Annotated in this window: 15 protein-coding genes and 2 pseudogenes; 2 read left to right on the top strand and 15 right to left on the bottom strand. The window is 43.6% G+C overall.

The features are described 5' to 3' along the window. Positions 1-6: 6 nt before the first annotated feature. Positions 7-1155, top strand: a complete 1149-nt coding sequence (locus QUE24_RS08900; protein WP_286303501.1) for a pyridoxal phosphate-dependent decarboxylase family protein — start codon at positions 7-9, stop codon at positions 1153-1155. Here the strand turns inward: QUE24_RS08900 and QUE24_RS08895 are convergent. The 8 genes and pseudogenes from QUE24_RS08895 to QUE24_RS08860 form a co-directional block, all read right to left on the bottom strand. Then, positions 1130-2671 (bottom strand): SPOR domain-containing protein, encoded by a 1542-nt coding sequence (locus tag QUE24_RS08895; RefSeq protein WP_286303500.1) that lies wholly within the window; start codon positions 2669-2671, stop codon positions 1130-1132. The two genes, QUE24_RS08900 and QUE24_RS08895, sit on opposite strands and share 26 nt — an antisense overlap. Positions 2672-2678: 7 nt before the next feature. Continuing rightward, positions 2679-3764, bottom strand: a complete 1086-nt coding sequence (aroB, locus tag QUE24_RS08890; protein WP_286306094.1) for a 3-dehydroquinate synthase — start codon at positions 3762-3764, stop codon at positions 2679-2681. A 21-nt stretch (positions 3765-3785) separates the two neighbouring features. Then, positions 3786-4262: pseudogene (aroK, locus tag QUE24_RS08885) on the bottom strand (shikimate kinase AroK); the annotation flags it as partial. Positions 4263-4378: 116 nt separating this feature from the next. After that, the gene (locus QUE24_RS08880) at positions 4379-6496 is read right to left on the bottom strand and encodes a type IV pilus secretin PilQ (protein WP_286303499.1); all 2118 of its coding nucleotides are present in this window, start codon (positions 6494-6496) and stop codon (positions 4379-4381) included. A 3-nt stretch (positions 6497-6499) separates the two neighbouring features. Continuing rightward, the gene (locus QUE24_RS08875) at positions 6500-7057 is read right to left on the bottom strand and encodes a pilus assembly protein PilP (RefSeq protein WP_286303498.1); all 558 of its coding nucleotides are present in this window, start codon (positions 7055-7057) and stop codon (positions 6500-6502) included. A 7-nt stretch (positions 7058-7064) separates the two neighbouring features. Further along, entirely contained in the window at positions 7065-7652 is a 588-nt protein-coding gene (locus QUE24_RS08870; protein ID WP_286303497.1) for a type IV pilus inner membrane component PilO, read from the bottom strand. After that, positions 7652-8212, bottom strand: coding sequence for a PilN domain-containing protein (locus QUE24_RS08865; protein WP_286303496.1), 561 nt, complete (start codon positions 8210-8212; stop codon positions 7652-7654). The genes QUE24_RS08870 and QUE24_RS08865 overlap by 1 nt, the downstream gene beginning before the upstream one ends. Then, on the bottom strand, positions 8212-9270 hold the full coding sequence (locus QUE24_RS08860) for a pilus assembly protein PilM (RefSeq protein WP_286303495.1): 1059 nt from the start codon (positions 9268-9270) through the stop codon (positions 8212-8214). Before QUE24_RS08860 ends, QUE24_RS08865 begins: the two co-directional genes overlap by 1 nt. Before the next feature lie 192 nt (positions 9271-9462). On the opposite strand from QUE24_RS08860, the gene QUE24_RS08855 reads away from it, so the two are divergent. Then, a complete protein-coding gene (locus tag QUE24_RS08855; protein ID WP_286303494.1) occupies positions 9463-11838 on the top strand; it encodes a penicillin-binding protein 1A in 2376 nt (791 codons plus the stop codon). Between the two features lies 1 nt (position 11839). On the opposite strand, the gene QUE24_RS08850 is transcribed toward QUE24_RS08855, so the two are convergent. From QUE24_RS08850 to QUE24_RS15930, 7 genes and pseudogenes are all read right to left on the bottom strand, one after another. Further along, the gene (locus QUE24_RS08850; protein ID WP_286303493.1) at positions 11840-12961 is read right to left on the bottom strand and encodes a M48 family metalloprotease; all 1122 of its coding nucleotides are present in this window, start codon (positions 12959-12961) and stop codon (positions 11840-11842) included. Continuing rightward, positions 12942-13328: a hypothetical protein gene (locus tag QUE24_RS08845; protein ID WP_286303492.1), complete on the bottom strand. Its 387-nt coding sequence runs from the start codon at positions 13326-13328 to the stop codon at positions 12942-12944. Before QUE24_RS08845 ends, QUE24_RS08850 begins: the two co-directional genes overlap by 20 nt. Before the next feature lie 29 nt (positions 13329-13357). Then, the gene (gene rpmE, locus QUE24_RS08840) at positions 13358-13558 is read right to left on the bottom strand and encodes a 50S ribosomal protein L31 (protein WP_007143969.1); all 201 of its coding nucleotides are present in this window, start codon (positions 13556-13558) and stop codon (positions 13358-13360) included. A 123-nt stretch (positions 13559-13681) separates the two neighbouring features. Further along, on the bottom strand, positions 13682-14254 hold the full coding sequence (locus QUE24_RS08835) for a class I SAM-dependent methyltransferase (RefSeq protein WP_286303491.1): 573 nt from the start codon (positions 14252-14254) through the stop codon (positions 13682-13684). Between the two features lie 8 nt (positions 14255-14262). After that, positions 14263-15714, bottom strand: coding sequence for a TrkH family potassium uptake protein (locus QUE24_RS08830; protein ID WP_286303490.1), 1452 nt, complete (start codon positions 15712-15714; stop codon positions 14263-14265). A gap of 5 nt (positions 15715-15719) precedes the next feature. Beyond that, a complete protein-coding gene (gene lnt, locus QUE24_RS08825) occupies positions 15720-17225 on the bottom strand; it encodes an apolipoprotein N-acyltransferase (protein WP_286303489.1) in 1506 nt (501 codons plus the stop codon). Next, positions 17225-17383, bottom strand: a pseudogene (locus tag QUE24_RS15930) (transporter associated domain-containing protein); the annotation flags it as partial. The pseudogene QUE24_RS15930 and the gene lnt, both read right to left, overlap by 1 nt. Positions 17384-17470: the final 87 nt, after the last annotated feature.

Below are 17470 nucleotides of genomic sequence, written 5' to 3'. Positions count from 1 at the left end.
ACAAACATGAAACATAACTACGATGCTGAGGATGGAATAAACCAGACAGCACAAGCAGGTAATGCACGGGAAAATCTTTCGTCTGATATCAGTTATCAGGATCTTGTCGAAGAGGCCAGCCGTTACCAGAATGCATGTTGGGCAGCTCATATGACACCCGATCTGGCACCATACAGTCAGTTAGGCATGCAGTTGGCATTGCACCATCATGGCAATCTGTTATCTCCTGAGCTTTATCCCAAACTCAAACAAGCTGAAACAGAACTTCGTTACACGCTGGCAGAAGAGTTTGGATTTACTTACACCCAATTTACTCATGGTGGAACATTCTCAAACCTACAAGCTTTATGGCAGGCGAGAAAGCAGTCAGACACTAATAAAAACGTGATTTATGGCAGTGAAGCGTGCCATTATTCCATAGCCAAAGCCTGTGATATTCTCGGTATCACTTTTGAAGTAATTGAATGTAACGAGCGTCAACAAATCCACCTCGCCTCATTAGAAGAAAAATGTGCAGAGACTGCACCACTCGCCATTATTGCTAATATGGGAACCACAGCCACGGGGGCTATGGATCCCATCGAAGAGATAACAGCAATTGCGGCTAAATATGACTCATGGTTACACGTGGATGGCGCCTGGGGAGGCTTTATGCTTTTACAGGCTAATGAGCTTAAACAACTCATATCGAAAGTCGATAGCTTGAGTTTCGACCCCCATAAGGCATTATTTCAACCTAGACCATGCAGTCTTTTATTTAGCCATCAAGCCCCAGAATTGATGAGTGCGATTGATTACCTATCAGAGCCGCCCGAGATGACCATTGGTGGTTCTTATGGAGGAGAGGTTTTTCTTCCCTTATGGTTAAACTGGAAGCTGCTGGGCAAAACATGGTTTATTGAAAAAATGGCTTATCGTCTTGCACAAGCAGCACATTTTACCGAAGCACTTGAACAAGCTAAGTGTAAAGTGATCAATCATGGGACAGGTATTGTCTGCTTCAAGCTCAACCAGGATCATGATTTAACATCATTAATTAAAAATGGCACCATTTCTACTATTAAATTAAATCAAACGTTGTATTATCGTGTCGTTTTTGCAGGACTCGATACAAGCGCAGACAATATTCTTAGGGTGCTACGCCCTTTTCTTTGATTTGTTTTTGTACACTATCAAATCGACGTAACCAGGTTGGCAAATTATTCATGGCACCAGACCACTGATTACTGGCTTTTAGGGCTGCTTGCTTGGATGGATAAACACCATAAATAAGCACATGCCATGGTTTATTCTCGCGTAAGCTTGTGAAGCGGGCAACATCGCCTTTCAGCCCATGCTCCTTGATAAAGTCATCGACCTCTTTATCTTCCCACGATCCCATTAATTGGAATGTATAGCTTTTTTCTGGACGAGACAGAATCCAGTCTCTTTGGTGAACAGCGCTCAGCATATCCTCATCAGCTTTATCTGTAGCTTCCTGACGTGATTCCTGACTGGTATTTTCCCCTGACAGCTCTTCCACTGATATCTCGGCGAGGGGTTGTTCTTCAGGCTCAGAAAGTTGCTGAGGAACAGGTGCGCTGAGTGGTTCTGGCTCTATGGCCTTTGGAGCCTCACTTTCCTGGGACGCTGGAGGAGGAATTTCAGCAAGTAGCGCTTCTAACTTTTCACGTTCAGATAGCATTTCTGCTTTTATTTCTTGCTCATCCCCAACAATAACCGTGGCCAGCTTCTCATCTTCGGTTGTAATATCTTCCGGCAAATCGAGATGATTTTCAGTTGTGGTAGAGGCAGAAATCCATTCATTAATTTGATTCTGAAAACTTAGGATAAGCAGAATAACAATGGCCAGCGAAAGCCCTCCACCCCATCTTAGCCAATGGACGTTTCCAAGTCTGATAGAAGGTCTGGTACGCCACTTTTTGGCTTTAATGCCTAATAATTGCTGATGCGCCAAGGCATTCAGTTTTGCCAGATTCCCTGCTGATGTCTTACTTAAATATTGAATCTCTTTTTGGGTGAAAGGGCTATCTCCCTGAAGTCCAGCGTATTTCAAGCGGTGTAATAAATACGCTTCTGTTTCAATAAGCTCTAATGGCGGTAAATCCATCCATTGCGTGGGAATAACCGTAAAGGCTGTTTCTGCCGTCATTGCTAAGACAGCTTGCATGACTGGCTGTTGCTGCTCATCTTGCCAGCTAAGACAGACTTGTAAGACTTGCTGCTCAACGTCCGTCAATAAGTGCACATCGTCAACCAGTAAGACAGGAGTAATGTTGAGTTTTTTTAGATGACTGAGCCGCTCTTTCAGAATATTCGCTAGCGCTGTTTCATCTCGTGTCGAAGCCGTTTCAGTCGCTAATATTTTTAACATGCTTTGATACTGCTCAGCAGCTGACGCATTTTTCTGCCAGCTGTAAAACCGTATATCAGATGGTGCCTGGCGCTGTAGTTGCTGTAATAACGTTGTCTTACCTGCCCCTGAATCTGCCTGCAACAGAATGGGAGTAGTAGTGGATCTTAATAAATGTAATATCAGTAAACGTCGTTGCTTGATATAGCGGCCATCGAAAAAGTCTTGCGTCTCTTTTACCTCAGAGAAAGGAAGATGACGTAAAGCCAGCTTAGTGATATATGCTGGCTCTGGCGATGTTGCAGCAATATCACTCATTCAGCACCTATAGTTCTTTTTGAAATGCCATCAGTGTTTCACGCAGTTTATCTGCATCATAATTATCACTGATAATGGCTTTGCCTATGCCTTTCAATAACACCAGGCGAATGACTCCATCCTGAACTTTTTTATCAACTGACATTAATGACATAAAGTCGTCAGAAGACATTTGTTGTGGTCCATCAACTGGTAGCCCTGCAGCAATGAATAAATCTCGTATACGTGCAACATCCTCAGTTGACATCCAACCTTGTCTTGCTGACAGATCGGCGGCCATTAACATCCCGGTTGCAATCGCTTCGCCATGCAACCAATTGCCATAGCCCATGCCCGTTTCAATGGCATGACCAAAAGTATGACCTAAATTTAATAATGCACGAACGTCTTGTTCTGTCTCGTCTTTAGCAACAATATCGGCCTTATCCTGACATGAACGCTCGATAGCATAGGCTAATGCCTGTGGATCACGCTGCTTTAACGCTGAAATATTGTTTTCCAGCCATTCAAAAAAAGCCAAATCATTAATCAAGCCATATTTGATGACTTCCGCTATACCGGAAGCTAATTGTCTATCATCCAGGGTATTGAGTGTGTTGGTATCCGCAATGACACATTGCGGCTGATAAAACGCGCCAATCATGTTCTTACCCAAAGCATGATTCACCGCAGTCTTTCCGCCCACGGAAGAGTCAACTTGTGATAACAAGGTGGTGGGTATTTGGATAAATGGTACACCCCGTTGATAACATGCCGCAGCAAACCCTGTCATGTCACCGATAACGCCCCCTCCAAGTGCAATCAATGTCACTTGCCTTGAGAACTGCTCCGAGAGTAACTTATCAAAAATCTGATTCATTACCTCGATAGTTTTATACGACTCACCATCCGGCAAAATGACAGATTCACACTTAAACTCGGTCAGTAAAGCACTCACTTTCTCAAGGTATAAAGGTGCAATGGTCTCATTCGTCACAATCACGACTTCGCGACGTTTGATATGCTTGCTTAGCAACTCTTTCTGTGACAATAACTCAGTCCCGATATAAATGGGATAACTGCGTTCTGCTAATTCAACCTGTAGCGTTTTCATGCGTTTCACTTTTTTGTCTAATTCTTTCAGCTTACGAATCACTTCATTGACGGTATGCTGAACAGATTGCTCACCTGTTTTTACAATAATATCAGCCACATCACGATAGAGAGGATCTCGAATTGAGAGTAAGTTTTCAATTTGTTTACGTCTATCGGTGTTTTGTAATAAGGGACGTTTTTTATCTCTGGCTGTACGTCGATATAATTGCTCTGCCGATGCAGATAAATAAATAACCTGGCCACGCGTTTTAAGCCATTGACGATTTTGTTCAGACAAAACCGCACCGCCACCAGTAGCCACAACGACCTTTTTCAAATCAGTTAATTCATCAATCGCTTTTGATTCTCTGTCTCTAAAGCCAGATTCCCCTTCCATTTCAAATATCCAGGAAATAGACACACCTGTTCGCTTTTCAATAACTTTATCGCTATCGTAAAACTTCCTGTGTAGAGCTTTTGCAAGCTGTCTACCTATTGTAGATTTACCTGCGCCCATCGGCCCAACAAGAAATATATTTCCTAAACTCAAAGTGGTTTAATCCAAATGCTGATGATAAAAAAGCCGGATCACATAAGATCCGGCTTTTTCATTTTAACCGATAATGACTGATTTCAGTATTGAAATCCTTCTTTTACAATTTTGGGTGTGATGAAAACCAGTAATTCACGTTTTGAATCTGTTTTATTCGTATTTCTGAACATAAAGCCAACGTAAGGTAAATCACCAAAAAATGGGACACGCTCTACCGTGTCAGATTTTGTTTGTTCATAAATCCCACCCAAAACTACTGTTTCACCATTATCTACTAAGACTTGTGTCTGAACTTTACGGGTATCAATACTCGGAATACCATTGAATAAACTACCAACGGCATCCTTGCTGACTTCTAAGTCCATCACAATACGATCATCAGGTGTAATTTGAGGTGTCACATCCAGCTTCAGCACGGCCTCTTTGAACGACACATTCGTTGCGCCGCTTGATGTTGCTTCCTGATACGGTATTTCTGTCCCTTGCTCAATGGTGGCCTGCTTTTGGTTAGAGGTAATCACTCGTGGTGAAGAAATAACCTCACCTTTACCTTCGGTCTCCATGGCTGATAATTCAAGCTCTAGTATCATTCCTAGTGGAAGTTTTGTTAAAGCAAGTCCTATGGTGCCAGAAGCATCTGTCACAGGAAGGTTCACATTTAAATCCTGACCTAATGTTCGTGTGCCGGTTGCGGGTGTGACCAAGTTTGGATTACTCACACCATCAGTCACGGTCAAGCCATCTAATGAGCCAGACGTACCCACACCCAAGGTTCGGCTACGACCAGACGCCCCAAAACGAACACCTAATTCATTCTCAAAGTCATTATTTGCAATAACAATACGTGACTCGATTAATACTTGTCTGACAGGTTTGTCTAATTGTTCAATGACTTGACTGATTTCAGTCAGACCTTTTGCCGTATCACGAATTAACAGAGAATTAGTTCTGGCATCAATCGTAATATTACCTCGGGCAGATAAGAAACCCGATTCTTTACCGTCACCTTGTAACAAGGTTGCCAGCTCATCGGCTTTAGCAAACTTGATTTCTTTAATCTCCGTATACAGTGGCTCTAACTCAACAAGTTGTTTTTGAGCTTCCAGTTCTTGTTTCTCTCTGGCGGCGATTTCTGAAGCTGGTGCAACTAACATCACATTGCCATTTTGTCTCATGGCAAGGCCTTTCGTTTTTAAGATGATATCCAGAGCTTGATCCCAGGGAACATTTTTTAGACGTAGAGTCAGGTTGCCAGTCACGGTGTCACTGGTAACGAGGTTCATGCCTGTAAAATCAGCTAAAAGCTGAAGTACAGCCCGCACTTCAATATTCTGGAAGTTGAGTGAGAGTTTTTCGCCAGTATAACCAAACTCATTGCGCCCACCTTTTTTCAACTCGTCATCGGCAACAGGTTTTACTTCAACCACTAATGTATTTTCAGATTGATAGGCAAGGTGCTCATATTTGCCTTTTGTAGTCAGCGTTAACTGCGTGCCGCCGTCCTTACTTTCTGTATCGATGAATTGAACGGGCGTAGCAAAGTCCATCACATCTAGGCGGCGATGAAGATTTTCCGGCAAAGACACATTATTCAAATCGACAACAATATCTCCACGTTGTTGTTTCACATCCATGGTTGCGTTGTCATTGGCCAGCTTTAACACTAAACGAGCCTGTCCATCGTCTCCACGTCGAAAATCAATATCCTTGACGCTGTTTAATGCAGAACCGGTAGATGTTTTATTTTTCGCTACATTGGCACTATCGATACTGATAGTCATCTGACGATTGTTTCGTGTAATGCTGTATGGCACTTTTTGCAGTAAGTTGATAACCATTCGTGTGCGGTCACCAGCTTCTACAGCCGCAATGCTTTTGGTGACGCCAACATTCACCTGTTTCACTCTTTGTGGGAGTGCATTTTTTACTCCAGCAAAATCAATCACAATGCGAGCTGGGTCATCAGTTGAAAAGCTGTGTGGCTCAGGAAAATCATCCGAGAACTGGACCAGGATCTTCGCTTTATCACCAGGCAACGCACTGAAATCCACAGCAGTTATATCTGTCGCAGCAGCGGTATTAGCTACAAATAGAGCAGTTAGCCAGAATAAATGATGTTTCAATCTAACGCTCCAGCTGGATTTGGTTTCTAATGATTGCTGTGTATCCATGACTTTTTGATCTCTCATCATTTTCATTGACTAGTTTACCTCTACCGCTGGAACGGAAGTCTCTCGTTCAATATATCCACCACCGCCCTGAGGAACGATTTCCTTGAGAATCAGCTTTGAGTCGCTGATTTCCATAATCTTACCGTTATTCTGCCCCATGTAATTGCCTGTTTGCACACGGTGAATAACACCGTCAGGTGCTCTAACAAGTGCCCAGACCTGCTCTTGCTCTAACGTACCAACATACTGCAACTGAGATAAGTCAAAAAACTCTAACACTTCTTTTCGTCTGTTTTCATCAGGGCGAATACCATTATCTATGACAGGTTCTGGTGCAGGTTGTGGTACATCAATAACAGTAGGAATAAACGGATCACGTAAACTTGACGCTGCATAAGCAAATTTTTCATAAGGCTTCATGACAGGTATCGGTTCTATATCTGATTTCTGTTGACTTTTTACCTCGGCGATATACACGGTTAAGTCAGCTTTATCCTGATCACATGCAGTCAAAGACAACATCACTAATAGAGTACCGATTACGTTTAATAAGGCTTTTGATGATGTGTGAATTGTTTTCATATTCATTGTCACTCTATTTATCATCATCAAAATAACGATATGTTTTGGCGGTAACATTCATTGTCATCTTACCTGTTGCCTGACTCATAGGCCCCATACTGATGTCATGAAGCGTGACAATTCGTGGTAACGATGCTACCCCACTGACAAACTCGCCAAATTGATGATAGGTACCGGTTACCGTCATTTGTATCGGCAGTTCAGCATAAAAATCTACAGGTCTTTCACCTTCAGGTTTGAATAACTCAAACTCCAAGCCGTTTATCAACCCTGTTCGGGTGATATCCACGAGTAAATCTGGTACTTCGCTTTTCTTAGGTAACTGCTCAAGCATGGAAGAGAACATCACGCGCATTTCAGCTAATTGCTCTTTGTAAGCTTCAAGATTGACAGCTTTAGCTTGTTTAATCTCAAAAATTTGTTTGAGCTCCACTTCTTTCTGTTCAAGCTTTGTCAATTCTGCCTGCTTATCTTTCAATATGAAGTAATAGCCTCCTGCCCAGACCAACAGGCATATCAAAACACCAGCAATAATTTTTATCGGCGTTGGCCACTCACCACTTTCATTAAAATCCAATTCATTGATAGAGGAGAGATCCATTATTTATCCTCCTGAGTAGCATCAGTTGATTCGTTTACTTCCACCGTAAACTGTCTAATTGCATTGTTGTTGCTGGATGTGCGTTTGATGACTTGTAAACGAGATTCGCCGTATTCCGGATTTTCATCTAGTTGGCGCATGAACACAGATACTCGGGCATTGGATTCTGCTGTGCCACTGAATGTGATGGTGTTCCCTGTCCGTACTACTTTTTCCAAATGGATGCCTTCAGGCACGACTCGAGCAATGGAATCGAAGACTTTAACCACTTTAGGACGGCTTTCCTGTAGATCTTGAATAACCTGCATACGTGCTAGCAGGCGTTTTTTCTGTTGCTCCAGATCTTGAATTTCTTTGATCTTGATATCTAACTTGGCGATTTCTGTTTGTAATAAGGTATTTCTTTGATTTTGCTCGCTAATCAAGCTATCGGCATAACTCATTACAAGATAAAAAATAAGGGCTGCAAACAAAAAAGTCGCGCCCATCGCTAAATAAAACTGTTTCTGCCGCTCTTCTCTTCGTTCTTCACGCCATGGCAGTAAATTGATATGTGCCATCAGTCAAAACTCCTCATTGCCAAGCCGCAAGCAATCATCATCGAGGGAGCATCATTACTCAATGCCTGAATCTTCACTCGTGAACCAAGAATCATTTCAGCAAAGGGATTAGCAATAGAGGTTGAAGTACCCGTTTCTTCTTCAATCATCGTATCGATACCATTGATAGATGCGCAGCCTCCAGCCAAGATAATATGATCAATAGACTGGTACTGTGTCGACGCGGAAAAGAAAAACTGTAATGCTCTCGTGACGGTCATGGCCATCGAACGTTTAAATGGCTCAAGCACTTTTGGGCCATAGTCGTCGGGTAAACTGCCATCCTTTTTAGCACGTCCGGCCTCCTGGTATGACATACCATAATGGCGCTCAATATCCTCGGTTAACATCCTGCCACCAAAAGTTTGTTCCCGAGTAAATACAATCTTGCCATCGACTAAAACATGTAAGGTCGTTAAGGTGGCCCCCACATCCGCTACAGCAACAGTTAATCCCTGTCCATGATGTGGTAATTGACGCGCGATTAACTCGAAAGCATTTTCCATGGTGTACGCTTCAACATCGACCAGCCTTGGCTTTAAGCCCGCTTTTTCTACGACTTCGGTACGTACGTCTACATTTTCACGTCGGGAAGCAGCCAGCAACACATCCACAGCCTCAACATCAGCAGCTGAAGGACCTAATATCTCAAAGTCCAAACGTACTTCATCCAGCGGATAAGGAATATAATTTTCTGCTTCCATTAATACGTTTTCTTCTAACTCACGTTCTGATAATGAAGCAGGGAAAGAAACGATTTTGCTAATGGCAGAATTCGCAGACACGGCAACAGCGGCTTCTTTGGCTTTGGTACCGGAACGTTTGACTGCTCGTCTAATCGCTCCAGCGACCTCATCTCTATTTTCAATGCGGCTTTCCACCACGGCATTAACAGGCAATGGCTCAACGGAATATGACTCGACAGTGTACTTCTCACCTTTTTTGCTCAGTTCTAATACCTTTACTACCGAAGAACTGATATCTATTCCTAGCAAAGGGGATTTTTTTCGTCCGAACATTTATCGCCTCAATTCCCGTTGATTCAATTGCATAAGCCCACTTAGCACTCTTACTTAAAGTAGTTTATTAAGATTATTGGGGTTGTCAACCTAAATATATCAATAAAACTAGTGATTTGAACTCTCTCACTGTTATTATTTGTGACTCAATATATACTTTCACATCATTTCTTACATAACAGCCAAGTCTACATGCATCGATTTATTCGTTTCACTACAAAGCTTATTTTAATTCTAGCGTTGTTGACACTTATCGCCGTCGGCGTTGTCTATTTCTTTTTGGCGCCGAAACTGCCAGACACCAATACCCTCAAGGAAACACAGTTACAAATCCCGCTACGGATTTTCAGTTCTGAAGGCCTGTTAATGGCCGAATTTGGTGAAAAAAGACGTATCCCTGTTGAGTACAATGAAATCCCGAAATCGCTTGCTGATGCTTTTCTAGCGGCGGAAGATGATCGCTTCTACCAACATCCTGGTGTTGATTATCAAGGTATTATCCGCGCGGCTTATTCTTTGTTAGTGACAGGGGAAAAATCGCAAGGTGGTAGTACGATTACTATGCAGGTTGCGCGCAATTTTTTCTTATCTAATGAAAAAACGTATTTAAGAAAATTAAATGAAATTATTCTCGCCCTTGAAATTGAGAAAGTTTTATCCAAAGAAGACATTTTATCGCTCTATCTGAATAAGATATATTTAGGCAACCGCGCCTACGGTGTTGGCGCAGCGGCTAATGTCTATTACGGCAAACCACTAGATAAATTATCTTTATCAGAAATGGCCATGATCGCCGGTTTACCCAAAGCACCTTCAGCATACAACCCTATTGCAAACCCAGAACGAGCCACTATCAGACGCAATTATGTTTTACGCCGTATGTGGGAAGTGGGTTTTATCAAAAAAGAAGATTACGATCAGGCTATACAAGCACCCGTTACGGCAAGCTATCACGGTCCGGAAATCAAAGTATATGCCCCTTACGTTTCAGAAATGGTACGTACAGACCTAATCGCCAAGTTTGGTGAAGAAGCCTATACCAATGGCTTTAATGTCTACACAACAATTCGTGCCAAGCATCAACAAGCTGCTAATAAAGCCATACAGACTGCACTGTTAGACTACGATCGTCGACATGGTTATCGCGGTCCAGTCACCAATATAGCTTTACCAGAGGACCTATCAGATCGAGCAGCTCTCGATAAAATTCTGAAAGACTACGACAATATTGGTCCACTAAAAACAGCCCTTGTGATTGAAACCACTGACGAAAAAGCTGAGTTATACATCAGGAACTGGGGTTACGCACATTTACCACTCAATGCGGTGAAATGGGCTCAGAAAAAACTGAGTACCAATAGCCGAGGCGCTGTGCCAAAGAAAATCACCGATGCGATTAAGGCCGGTGACATTATTCGAGTTGAACAATTAACCAGTTCGAACTGGGAGCTGGCTGAGTTACCCGAGGCACAGGGCGCACTGGTAGCAATTGCACCGTATGATGGCGCTGTCACCGCTTTGAATGGTGGTTTTGACTTCTTCAATAATAAGTTTAACCGGGTGACTCAATCTCGTCGTCAACCTGGCTCTGGATTTAAGCCGTTTATATATTCTGCCGCACTGGAAAAAGGCTACACCGCCGCTACCATCGTCAATGATGCGCCAGTCGTATTTGATGATCCTGGCTTAGAGAATGTCTGGCGCCCACAAAACTACAGCGGCAAATTCTTTGGTCCCACGCGCTTAAGAGAAGCCTTAATTCATTCCCGCAACCTGGTTTCTATCCGCTTGCTGCGTGATATCGGCGCAGACTATGCTGTTGAGTATGCAGAGCGGTTTGGATTTAAACCGGGCATGATGCACAAAAATCTATCTTTAGCATTAGGTAGTGGCAGTGCAGCACCTTGGGATATGGCTCGTGCCTATTCATCACTGGCTAATGGCGGCTATAGAGTCGAACCTTACATTATTCAACGCGTTGAAGATGCTTCAGGAAAGATTGTGATGCAGGCCACGCCAGATACCGTGTGTGAAACCTGTTTATTGGATGCCTCTAATGATGATAATGATGAGTTCCATGCCGCGCAACGCATCATGACACCACAGAATAATTACATCATGAACAGTCTATTGCGTGATGTCGTTAAACACGGCACGGGGCGTAAAGCGATGAGTCTTGGACGGAATGATCTCGCAGGAAAGACAGGAACAACTAATGATCAGGTAGATGCCTGGTTTAATGGTTTCCATCCGGAACTGGTCGCTGTAGCCTGGGTAGGATTTGATAACCCACGCTCCTTGGGGCGTTATGAAACGGGTGGACGTGCTGCCCTGCCTATGTGGATAGACTTTATGAAGGTCGCTCTGGAAGGTATGCCAGAATCTCCTCTGGAACCACCAGTGGGTATGGTGACAGTGAGAATTGATCCTGCCACGGGTTTGCTCGCCAGACCAGAAGCAACGGATGCAATATACGAAACCTTCAGAGAAGAGTATGTACCGAAGCGGATGGCACCGCTATCAGGACAAGGTGATAGCGGCTCGTCACCGGTAATTGAACTATTCTGATTTACCGAACTTGTTTTACTAACTGCCCGGGCTGTAATTCGCCGTCCGGGTAATCACCATTGAGTAAACGCAATTGCTCGATTGGGCTATTACTGATTCTGCTCTGTTTTGCCCACGCAGCATAGTTATCACTTTTACCCACCTTCACAATTTGAATTTTTAATTCCTGGGCTAGTTTCACTTCATCATCTCTTAAACGATGTAAGCTTTTAATCGTTGTCAGAAAAGCCGGATCATAGCTGCTAAACATATTGCTACTTTCAGTACCGCCAAAGAAAATAAAGGCTTTGTCATTCAGGTATACCACCCCAACCCTGATCGTTTTATTCTGACTTAAAGCAATACCGGTATAACCTGATAATCCATGACTTTCAAAAGCCTGGCCAGATCGGATCGTCGTGATTTTTAACCGCTGCTTGATAAATTGCTCAGGTGATAACTGACGATTCAAATCTGCCGCTCCCATCTCTATCACCGCTTCGCCATCAGGAGCAATCGCTTGCAAACTGTCAGGGTTATTGTTGATATGCCACTTCTCAGGAAAATCAACGGCAAAGTTCATAGATAGATGGTAAAAATGATTCTCAGATCGTATGCCTTGGTCCTCACTATCGCCAAATGTCATGCCAGCAATATGTTCCAAGTAGGCCGCTTTCTCAATCCGGCCATCAGCTAGTTTATTTTTACCAGCAGCAGCCACCACTTCCTGTAAACGCGTATCGTTATCTGGATGACTGGCAAACAGGCCATGATAGCCTTGATAGTCACGTCCTTGCTTCTTGGCTTCAGCAGCAGCAAATATTTCCTGGTTTTTTAACACAGAAATCACATCAATCATCGCGCTCGGATCATAGCCAGCTCTAGCCAGATATTCAGCACCCAAGCGATCTGACTCAAGCTCATGCTCGCGACCATACCCACTCAATAATGCACCGCCCAGCATGTTGAATATATTTTGAGAACCAGCGTTGCGCAGCTCAGGTATCAATAATGACCCAAGTGTGTAACCAATATTGGCAGCCTGCGCCGCACTCTGTTGTCTGACACCATGTCTGGCTGTGACATGACCAATTTCATGGCCAAGTACTGCCGCAAGTTCTGCTTCAGAGTTCAGGTATGCCATCAGCCCACGAGTGATATAGATATACCCCCGGCAAAGCAAACGCATTAATAACAGGAGAGTCTAATACCGTAAATCGGTAGACCAGATCTGTACGGTGACTGACAGCAGCCAGCTTTTCTCCAACTCCCTGCACATAACGTTGCAGTTGTTCGTCATCGTAGCGACCATATTCTGCAATGATTTTGGGATGGTTTTCTCTGCCCATTTGCAGTTCAGAATCTTCGCCAAACATGACGAAGTTTTGATCCCCGGTTACCGGGTTTGTTGCACAACCACCAAGCCCCAGAAACAACAAAGCCCCTGCGATTAAGCAGAGGCTTCGTATTCTGTCGTGACTTGTACTAGCTTTTACTAATACGTCAATCATAATTCAAACCATTCTGTGGTTCCGACAGATTATTTACCGTATTTCTGACGGAATTTATCAACACGACCCGCCGTGTCTAACATTTTTTGTTTGCCAGTGTAGAACGGGTGGCATTCTGAACACACATCCAGAGTCAAGTCTGAAGTGCGTGTAGAGCGAGTTTTAAAGGTGTTACCGCAGCTACAGGTAACATTGATCTCGGTGTAATCTGGATGGATATCCGCTTTCATATCTGTACTCGTTAATGTGTGTTTGCAAAAATCTTGCTGTAACCATAAGGTTACGAGCTTTAGAACCGCGTTATTTTATAGATCAACCCGACTTCAGGCAAGTTTATTTATAATAAATTATGTTTATACTTTCTCAGCCACCAGCATGGCTTGATTTCGCCAACCTAAATCACATTGTCCAATCAAGGCTTCCTCACGGTAAACTCTTACTTTAAGCGCGTTAAATAGTCTAAGCAACTCATTATCTGCCAATAAAAAAGCGGGATTGCTAGGTCCGCTATCATTGACCTTATCAAGGCAGAAAGTCTGGTAAAACAATATGCCTCCAGGTTTGAGCGCCGATATGATCTTTGCCGTCAGGTCCCTGTCCAAAAAATGAGACACCACAATGACATCATAAAGATTGGCTTCAGGCGGATTAGCGATAACATCACGCTGTTGGGTGTGAATGTCAGCATTTCTTTTTAAGGCCATTTTATCTAGTTGATAAATAGCAACGGCTGAGATATCCCAACTGTGAACCTTCAAGCCTTTTTCACTCAGAAAAAGACTATTCGCCCCAAGGCCACAAGCCAGATCCAGTGCCAGCCCGGTTATCGGCAATAAATGTTGATTTTGCTCTAATACCAGTGAAACCGTTGACGCTGCAAGTTCAGCATCCTGCTTTGAATATATGGCATCCCATTTTTTCTGCACATCCAAAGCTAACGGCGCCAAAATGCAGGGGTTAATACGACAAGTAATGTAAATATTTCCAGGCGTCCCAATAACATAGCCATGGCCAGAACCCATTTAGATGGAGCATTGATATCACCAAAGTTGGCACCAACTTCACCCAGACCAGGTCCCAGATTATTTAGACAGGCAGTTACTGCCGAGAATGACGTGACCACATCGAGTCCGGTCGACATTAAAAACAAATGCATGATACTGAAACAGAACACATACATAGCAAAAAAGCCCCATACCGCGCCAACCACTTTCGCAGGTAGGGCTTTACCATTCACCTTAATGGCAAAGACCGCATTAGGGTGAATCAGACGTAATACTTCACGGTAGCCCTGCTTAAACAGCAACATAATACGGATGACTTTGATGCCGCCACCCGTAGAAAAAGCACAGCCACCGATATAACTTGCCATCAATAACAGGATAGGTAAGAAACCAGGCCATAGGTAATAATCTGTAGTGGTATAACCAGCAGTCGTGCCAATAGATACTGTCTGGAAAACACCTTGATGGACCGCAGTCCACAAATTATCAAAGGTACCACTGAAATACAGATAACTGGATGTCACGACCGAGATAACACCGAGAATGGCCAAATAAGTTCGTAACTCTGAGTCTTTCCAATAATGTTTGATACTACGATGACGCCAAGCCAGAAAATGTAGCGAGAAGTTCATACCAGAGATCAACATAAAAACGACGGTAATCATTTCAATCGTGGCGCTATCAAAGAAACCAATACTGGCATCATGTGTGGAGAAACCACCTATCGCCACTGTTGAGAAACTATGACAAATGGCGTCAAACCAAGTCATGCCACCTAAACGGAAAGCAATGGCGCAAGCAATGGTTAATGATAAATAGATATACCAGAGCGCCTTGGCTGTTTCGGTGATGCGAGGTGTCAGTTTCGCATCTTTCATCGGCCCCGGAGTCTCAGCACGATAGAGCTGCATACCACCCACACCCAATAAGGGCAAAATAGCGACAGCCAAGACGACAATCCCCATGCCGCCTAGCCATTGTAAAAACTGACGATAAAATAATACGGCTTTGGGCAGTGTATCGAGTCCTGTTAGCACTGTTGCCCCAGTTGTAGTTAAGCCAGACATCGACTCAAATACAGCATCGGTAAACGACATTTTTGGGACTTCAGTCAAAAAGAAAGGCAGTGACCCAGATAAGCCCAATGCAATCCAGAACATCACCACCACGATAAAACCATCACGTATTTTTAGCTCTTTACGATGGTGTCTAACAGGTAACCAGAACAATAATCCAATGATTAACAGCAAAACAAACGCCGTTAAAAACGCACTACTGGCTCCATCCTGGTAATACCAGGACACCAAAACCGGCGGCAGCATGGTAATACTGAACAGTGACAGTAAAATTCCTAGAATGCGCTGAATCGTCAGTAACTGCATAATATTTAGCTCAAACTCGCTTGACGACGATAATAAAACCAAATAGCCAGGATAAGCACTATCAGAATAAATATTGGCCAACGCTTCGCAGTGACATACGGCGTTGCTCCCTGCCTTGGTTGAATGTTTGTCGTCAGCGTTGCCTGCTCAAACTGAGGCGTTTGTGACTGAATACGGCCTTTATAATCAACAAATGCTGAAATACCGTTCGTCGTGGCTCGGACCAACGGTCTCTCAGTCTCCAGGGCACGACTTCGTGAAATTTGTAAATGCTGATGCGGCGCAAATGAATCCCCATACCAGGCATTATTAGTCGCATTCACCAGAATAGAAGCTTCCGGCAAGGCATCCAAAACTTCAAGTGAAAATACATCTTCATAACAAATAGAGATGCCAACTTGCTGCCCAGAGGCTTTTAACAAGCTTTGTTGCTCTGGTCCTGGTACAAAGCCAGACATCGGCAAATCAAAGAAAGCAATCAAGCCTCTCAACCAGGCAAAAGGCACATAATCTCCAAACGGCACCAAATGACGCTTATGGTAGAAACCAGCATCCTCACCAGCCACCATCATACTGTTGTAATAGTCTTGCCCGTTTTCATCTTCAAAAGGCAAGCCTAATAAAATATCCGTATTATGTTGTTTCGCTTCCTTAATGAGTGGGACGATATAAAAATCTTTCAGCTGATGATAAAAAGCGGGAACGGCATTTTCAGGCCAGACCACCAGTTGGCTGTCCCAATGTTGCTCAGTTAACTTCTGATAGAGCGCAAGCGTGCTGACAAGTTGTTCAGGACTCCACTTTACATCCTGTGGCACATTACCCTGCACGATCGTAGTGTTAATAGCTTCGCCTGAAGGCTGAGTCCAATCAACAGACTGTAGCCCTTGTCCTCCCACCCAGATGACGATAACAGGCATAATGAATAATGGCTTTTTATGTTTAAACACAATAAACAAACTGCTCGCCGTCAGGGCCACCAGGAAAGACACAGCATTCACTCCCACGACCGGTACCCAACCTGCTAATGGCCCTTCGATCTGGCTCACGCCAAGCTCTAACCAGGGAAAACCACTCAAAAACCAGGCTTTAAATAATTCAAAGCCAAACCATATGGTGGGTAACAGCAGTGCGATATCAAAGAGAGTGAATGTATGAGAAGTGCATTTTTTGACTAGCCAGCCAAATAACGCCAGATAAGAAGCCAGGATAGCGACAAACAGAAAAGTCAGCATGCCTGCTAAAATCCAGCTGGTATGGCCAAAAACATGAATGGCGACATACACCCAGGACACACCCACACCAAACATACCAAGACCAAATAACCATCCGCGCCATGCGGCTTGTTTCGGTGTCGTATTATCCCAACTGGCGAAAAGCAAAATCAGGCTGAGAATGGCAATGGGATATAGGTTAAAAGGGGAAAAAGCCAGCGGCAAAATAGCGCCACCCATGAATGCAACGATATTTCCTTTCCAACCCTGCATTGTCAGCCTATTACTTTTTTGCATTATTCGGTATCAGCTTCTGGCTCTTCTTCAGGTGGTAAAATCACCATTTTCATCAGATATAAACGACGATTGTCGGCACGCAAAATGGTGAACTGGAAGCGATCAATCGTGATTTCTTCCCCTCGTTCAGGCAGGTGACCGAACTGATTAACGACATAACCGCCAACGGTATCAAAATCTTCATCACTCCAATCGGTTTCAAAAACTCGTTGAAATCTTCGACCATCGTTAACGCTTTGATGGTG

The organism is Methylophaga marina (genome assembly GCF_030296755.1).
Classification (GTDB): domain Bacteria; phylum Pseudomonadota; class Gammaproteobacteria; order Nitrosococcales; family Methylophagaceae; genus Methylophaga; species Methylophaga marina.
Note: the sequence above shows the minus strand (reverse complement) of the source record. Positions and strands in the feature narration are given on the sequence as shown.

Coding starts and splice junctions, on each gene's coding strand:
- QUE24_RS08900 (WP_286303501.1), top strand. CDS start 7: ATGAAACATAACTACGATGCTGAGGATGGAATAAACCAGACAGCACAA.
- QUE24_RS08895 (WP_286303500.1), bottom strand. CDS start 2,671: ATGAGTGATATTGCTGCAACATCGCCAGAGCCAGCATATATCACTAAG.
- aroB (WP_286306094.1), bottom strand. CDS start 3,764: ATGAAAACGCTACAGGTTGAATTAGCAGAACGCAGTTATCCCATTTAT.
- QUE24_RS08880 (WP_286303499.1), bottom strand. CDS start 6,496: ATGAAAATGATGAGAGATCAAAAAGTCATGGATACACAGCAATCATTA.
- QUE24_RS08875 (WP_286303498.1), bottom strand. CDS start 7,057: ATGAATATGAAAACAATTCACACATCATCAAAAGCCTTATTAAACGTA.
- QUE24_RS08870 (WP_286303497.1), bottom strand. CDS start 7,652: ATGGATCTCTCCTCTATCAATGAATTGGATTTTAATGAAAGTGGTGAG.
- QUE24_RS08865 (WP_286303496.1), bottom strand. CDS start 8,212: ATGGCACATATCAATTTACTGCCATGGCGTGAAGAACGAAGAGAAGAG.
- QUE24_RS08860 (WP_286303495.1), bottom strand. CDS start 9,270: ATGTTCGGACGAAAAAAATCCCCTTTGCTAGGAATAGATATCAGTTCT.
- QUE24_RS08855 (WP_286303494.1), top strand. CDS start 9,463: ATGCATCGATTTATTCGTTTCACTACAAAGCTTATTTTAATTCTAGCG.
- QUE24_RS08850 (WP_286303493.1), bottom strand. CDS start 12,961: ATGGCATACCTGAACTCTGAAGCAGAACTTGCGGCAGTACTTGGCCAT.
- QUE24_RS08845 (WP_286303492.1), bottom strand. CDS start 13,328: ATGATTGACGTATTAGTAAAAGCTAGTACAAGTCACGACAGAATACGA.
- rpmE (WP_007143969.1), bottom strand. CDS start 13,558: ATGAAAGCGGATATCCATCCAGATTACACCGAGATCAATGTTACCTGT.
- QUE24_RS08830 (WP_286303490.1), bottom strand. CDS start 15,714: ATGCAGTTACTGACGATTCAGCGCATTCTAGGAATTTTACTGTCACTG.
- lnt (WP_286303489.1), bottom strand. CDS start 17,225: ATGCAAAAAAGTAATAGGCTGACAATGCAGGGTTGGAAAGGAAATATC.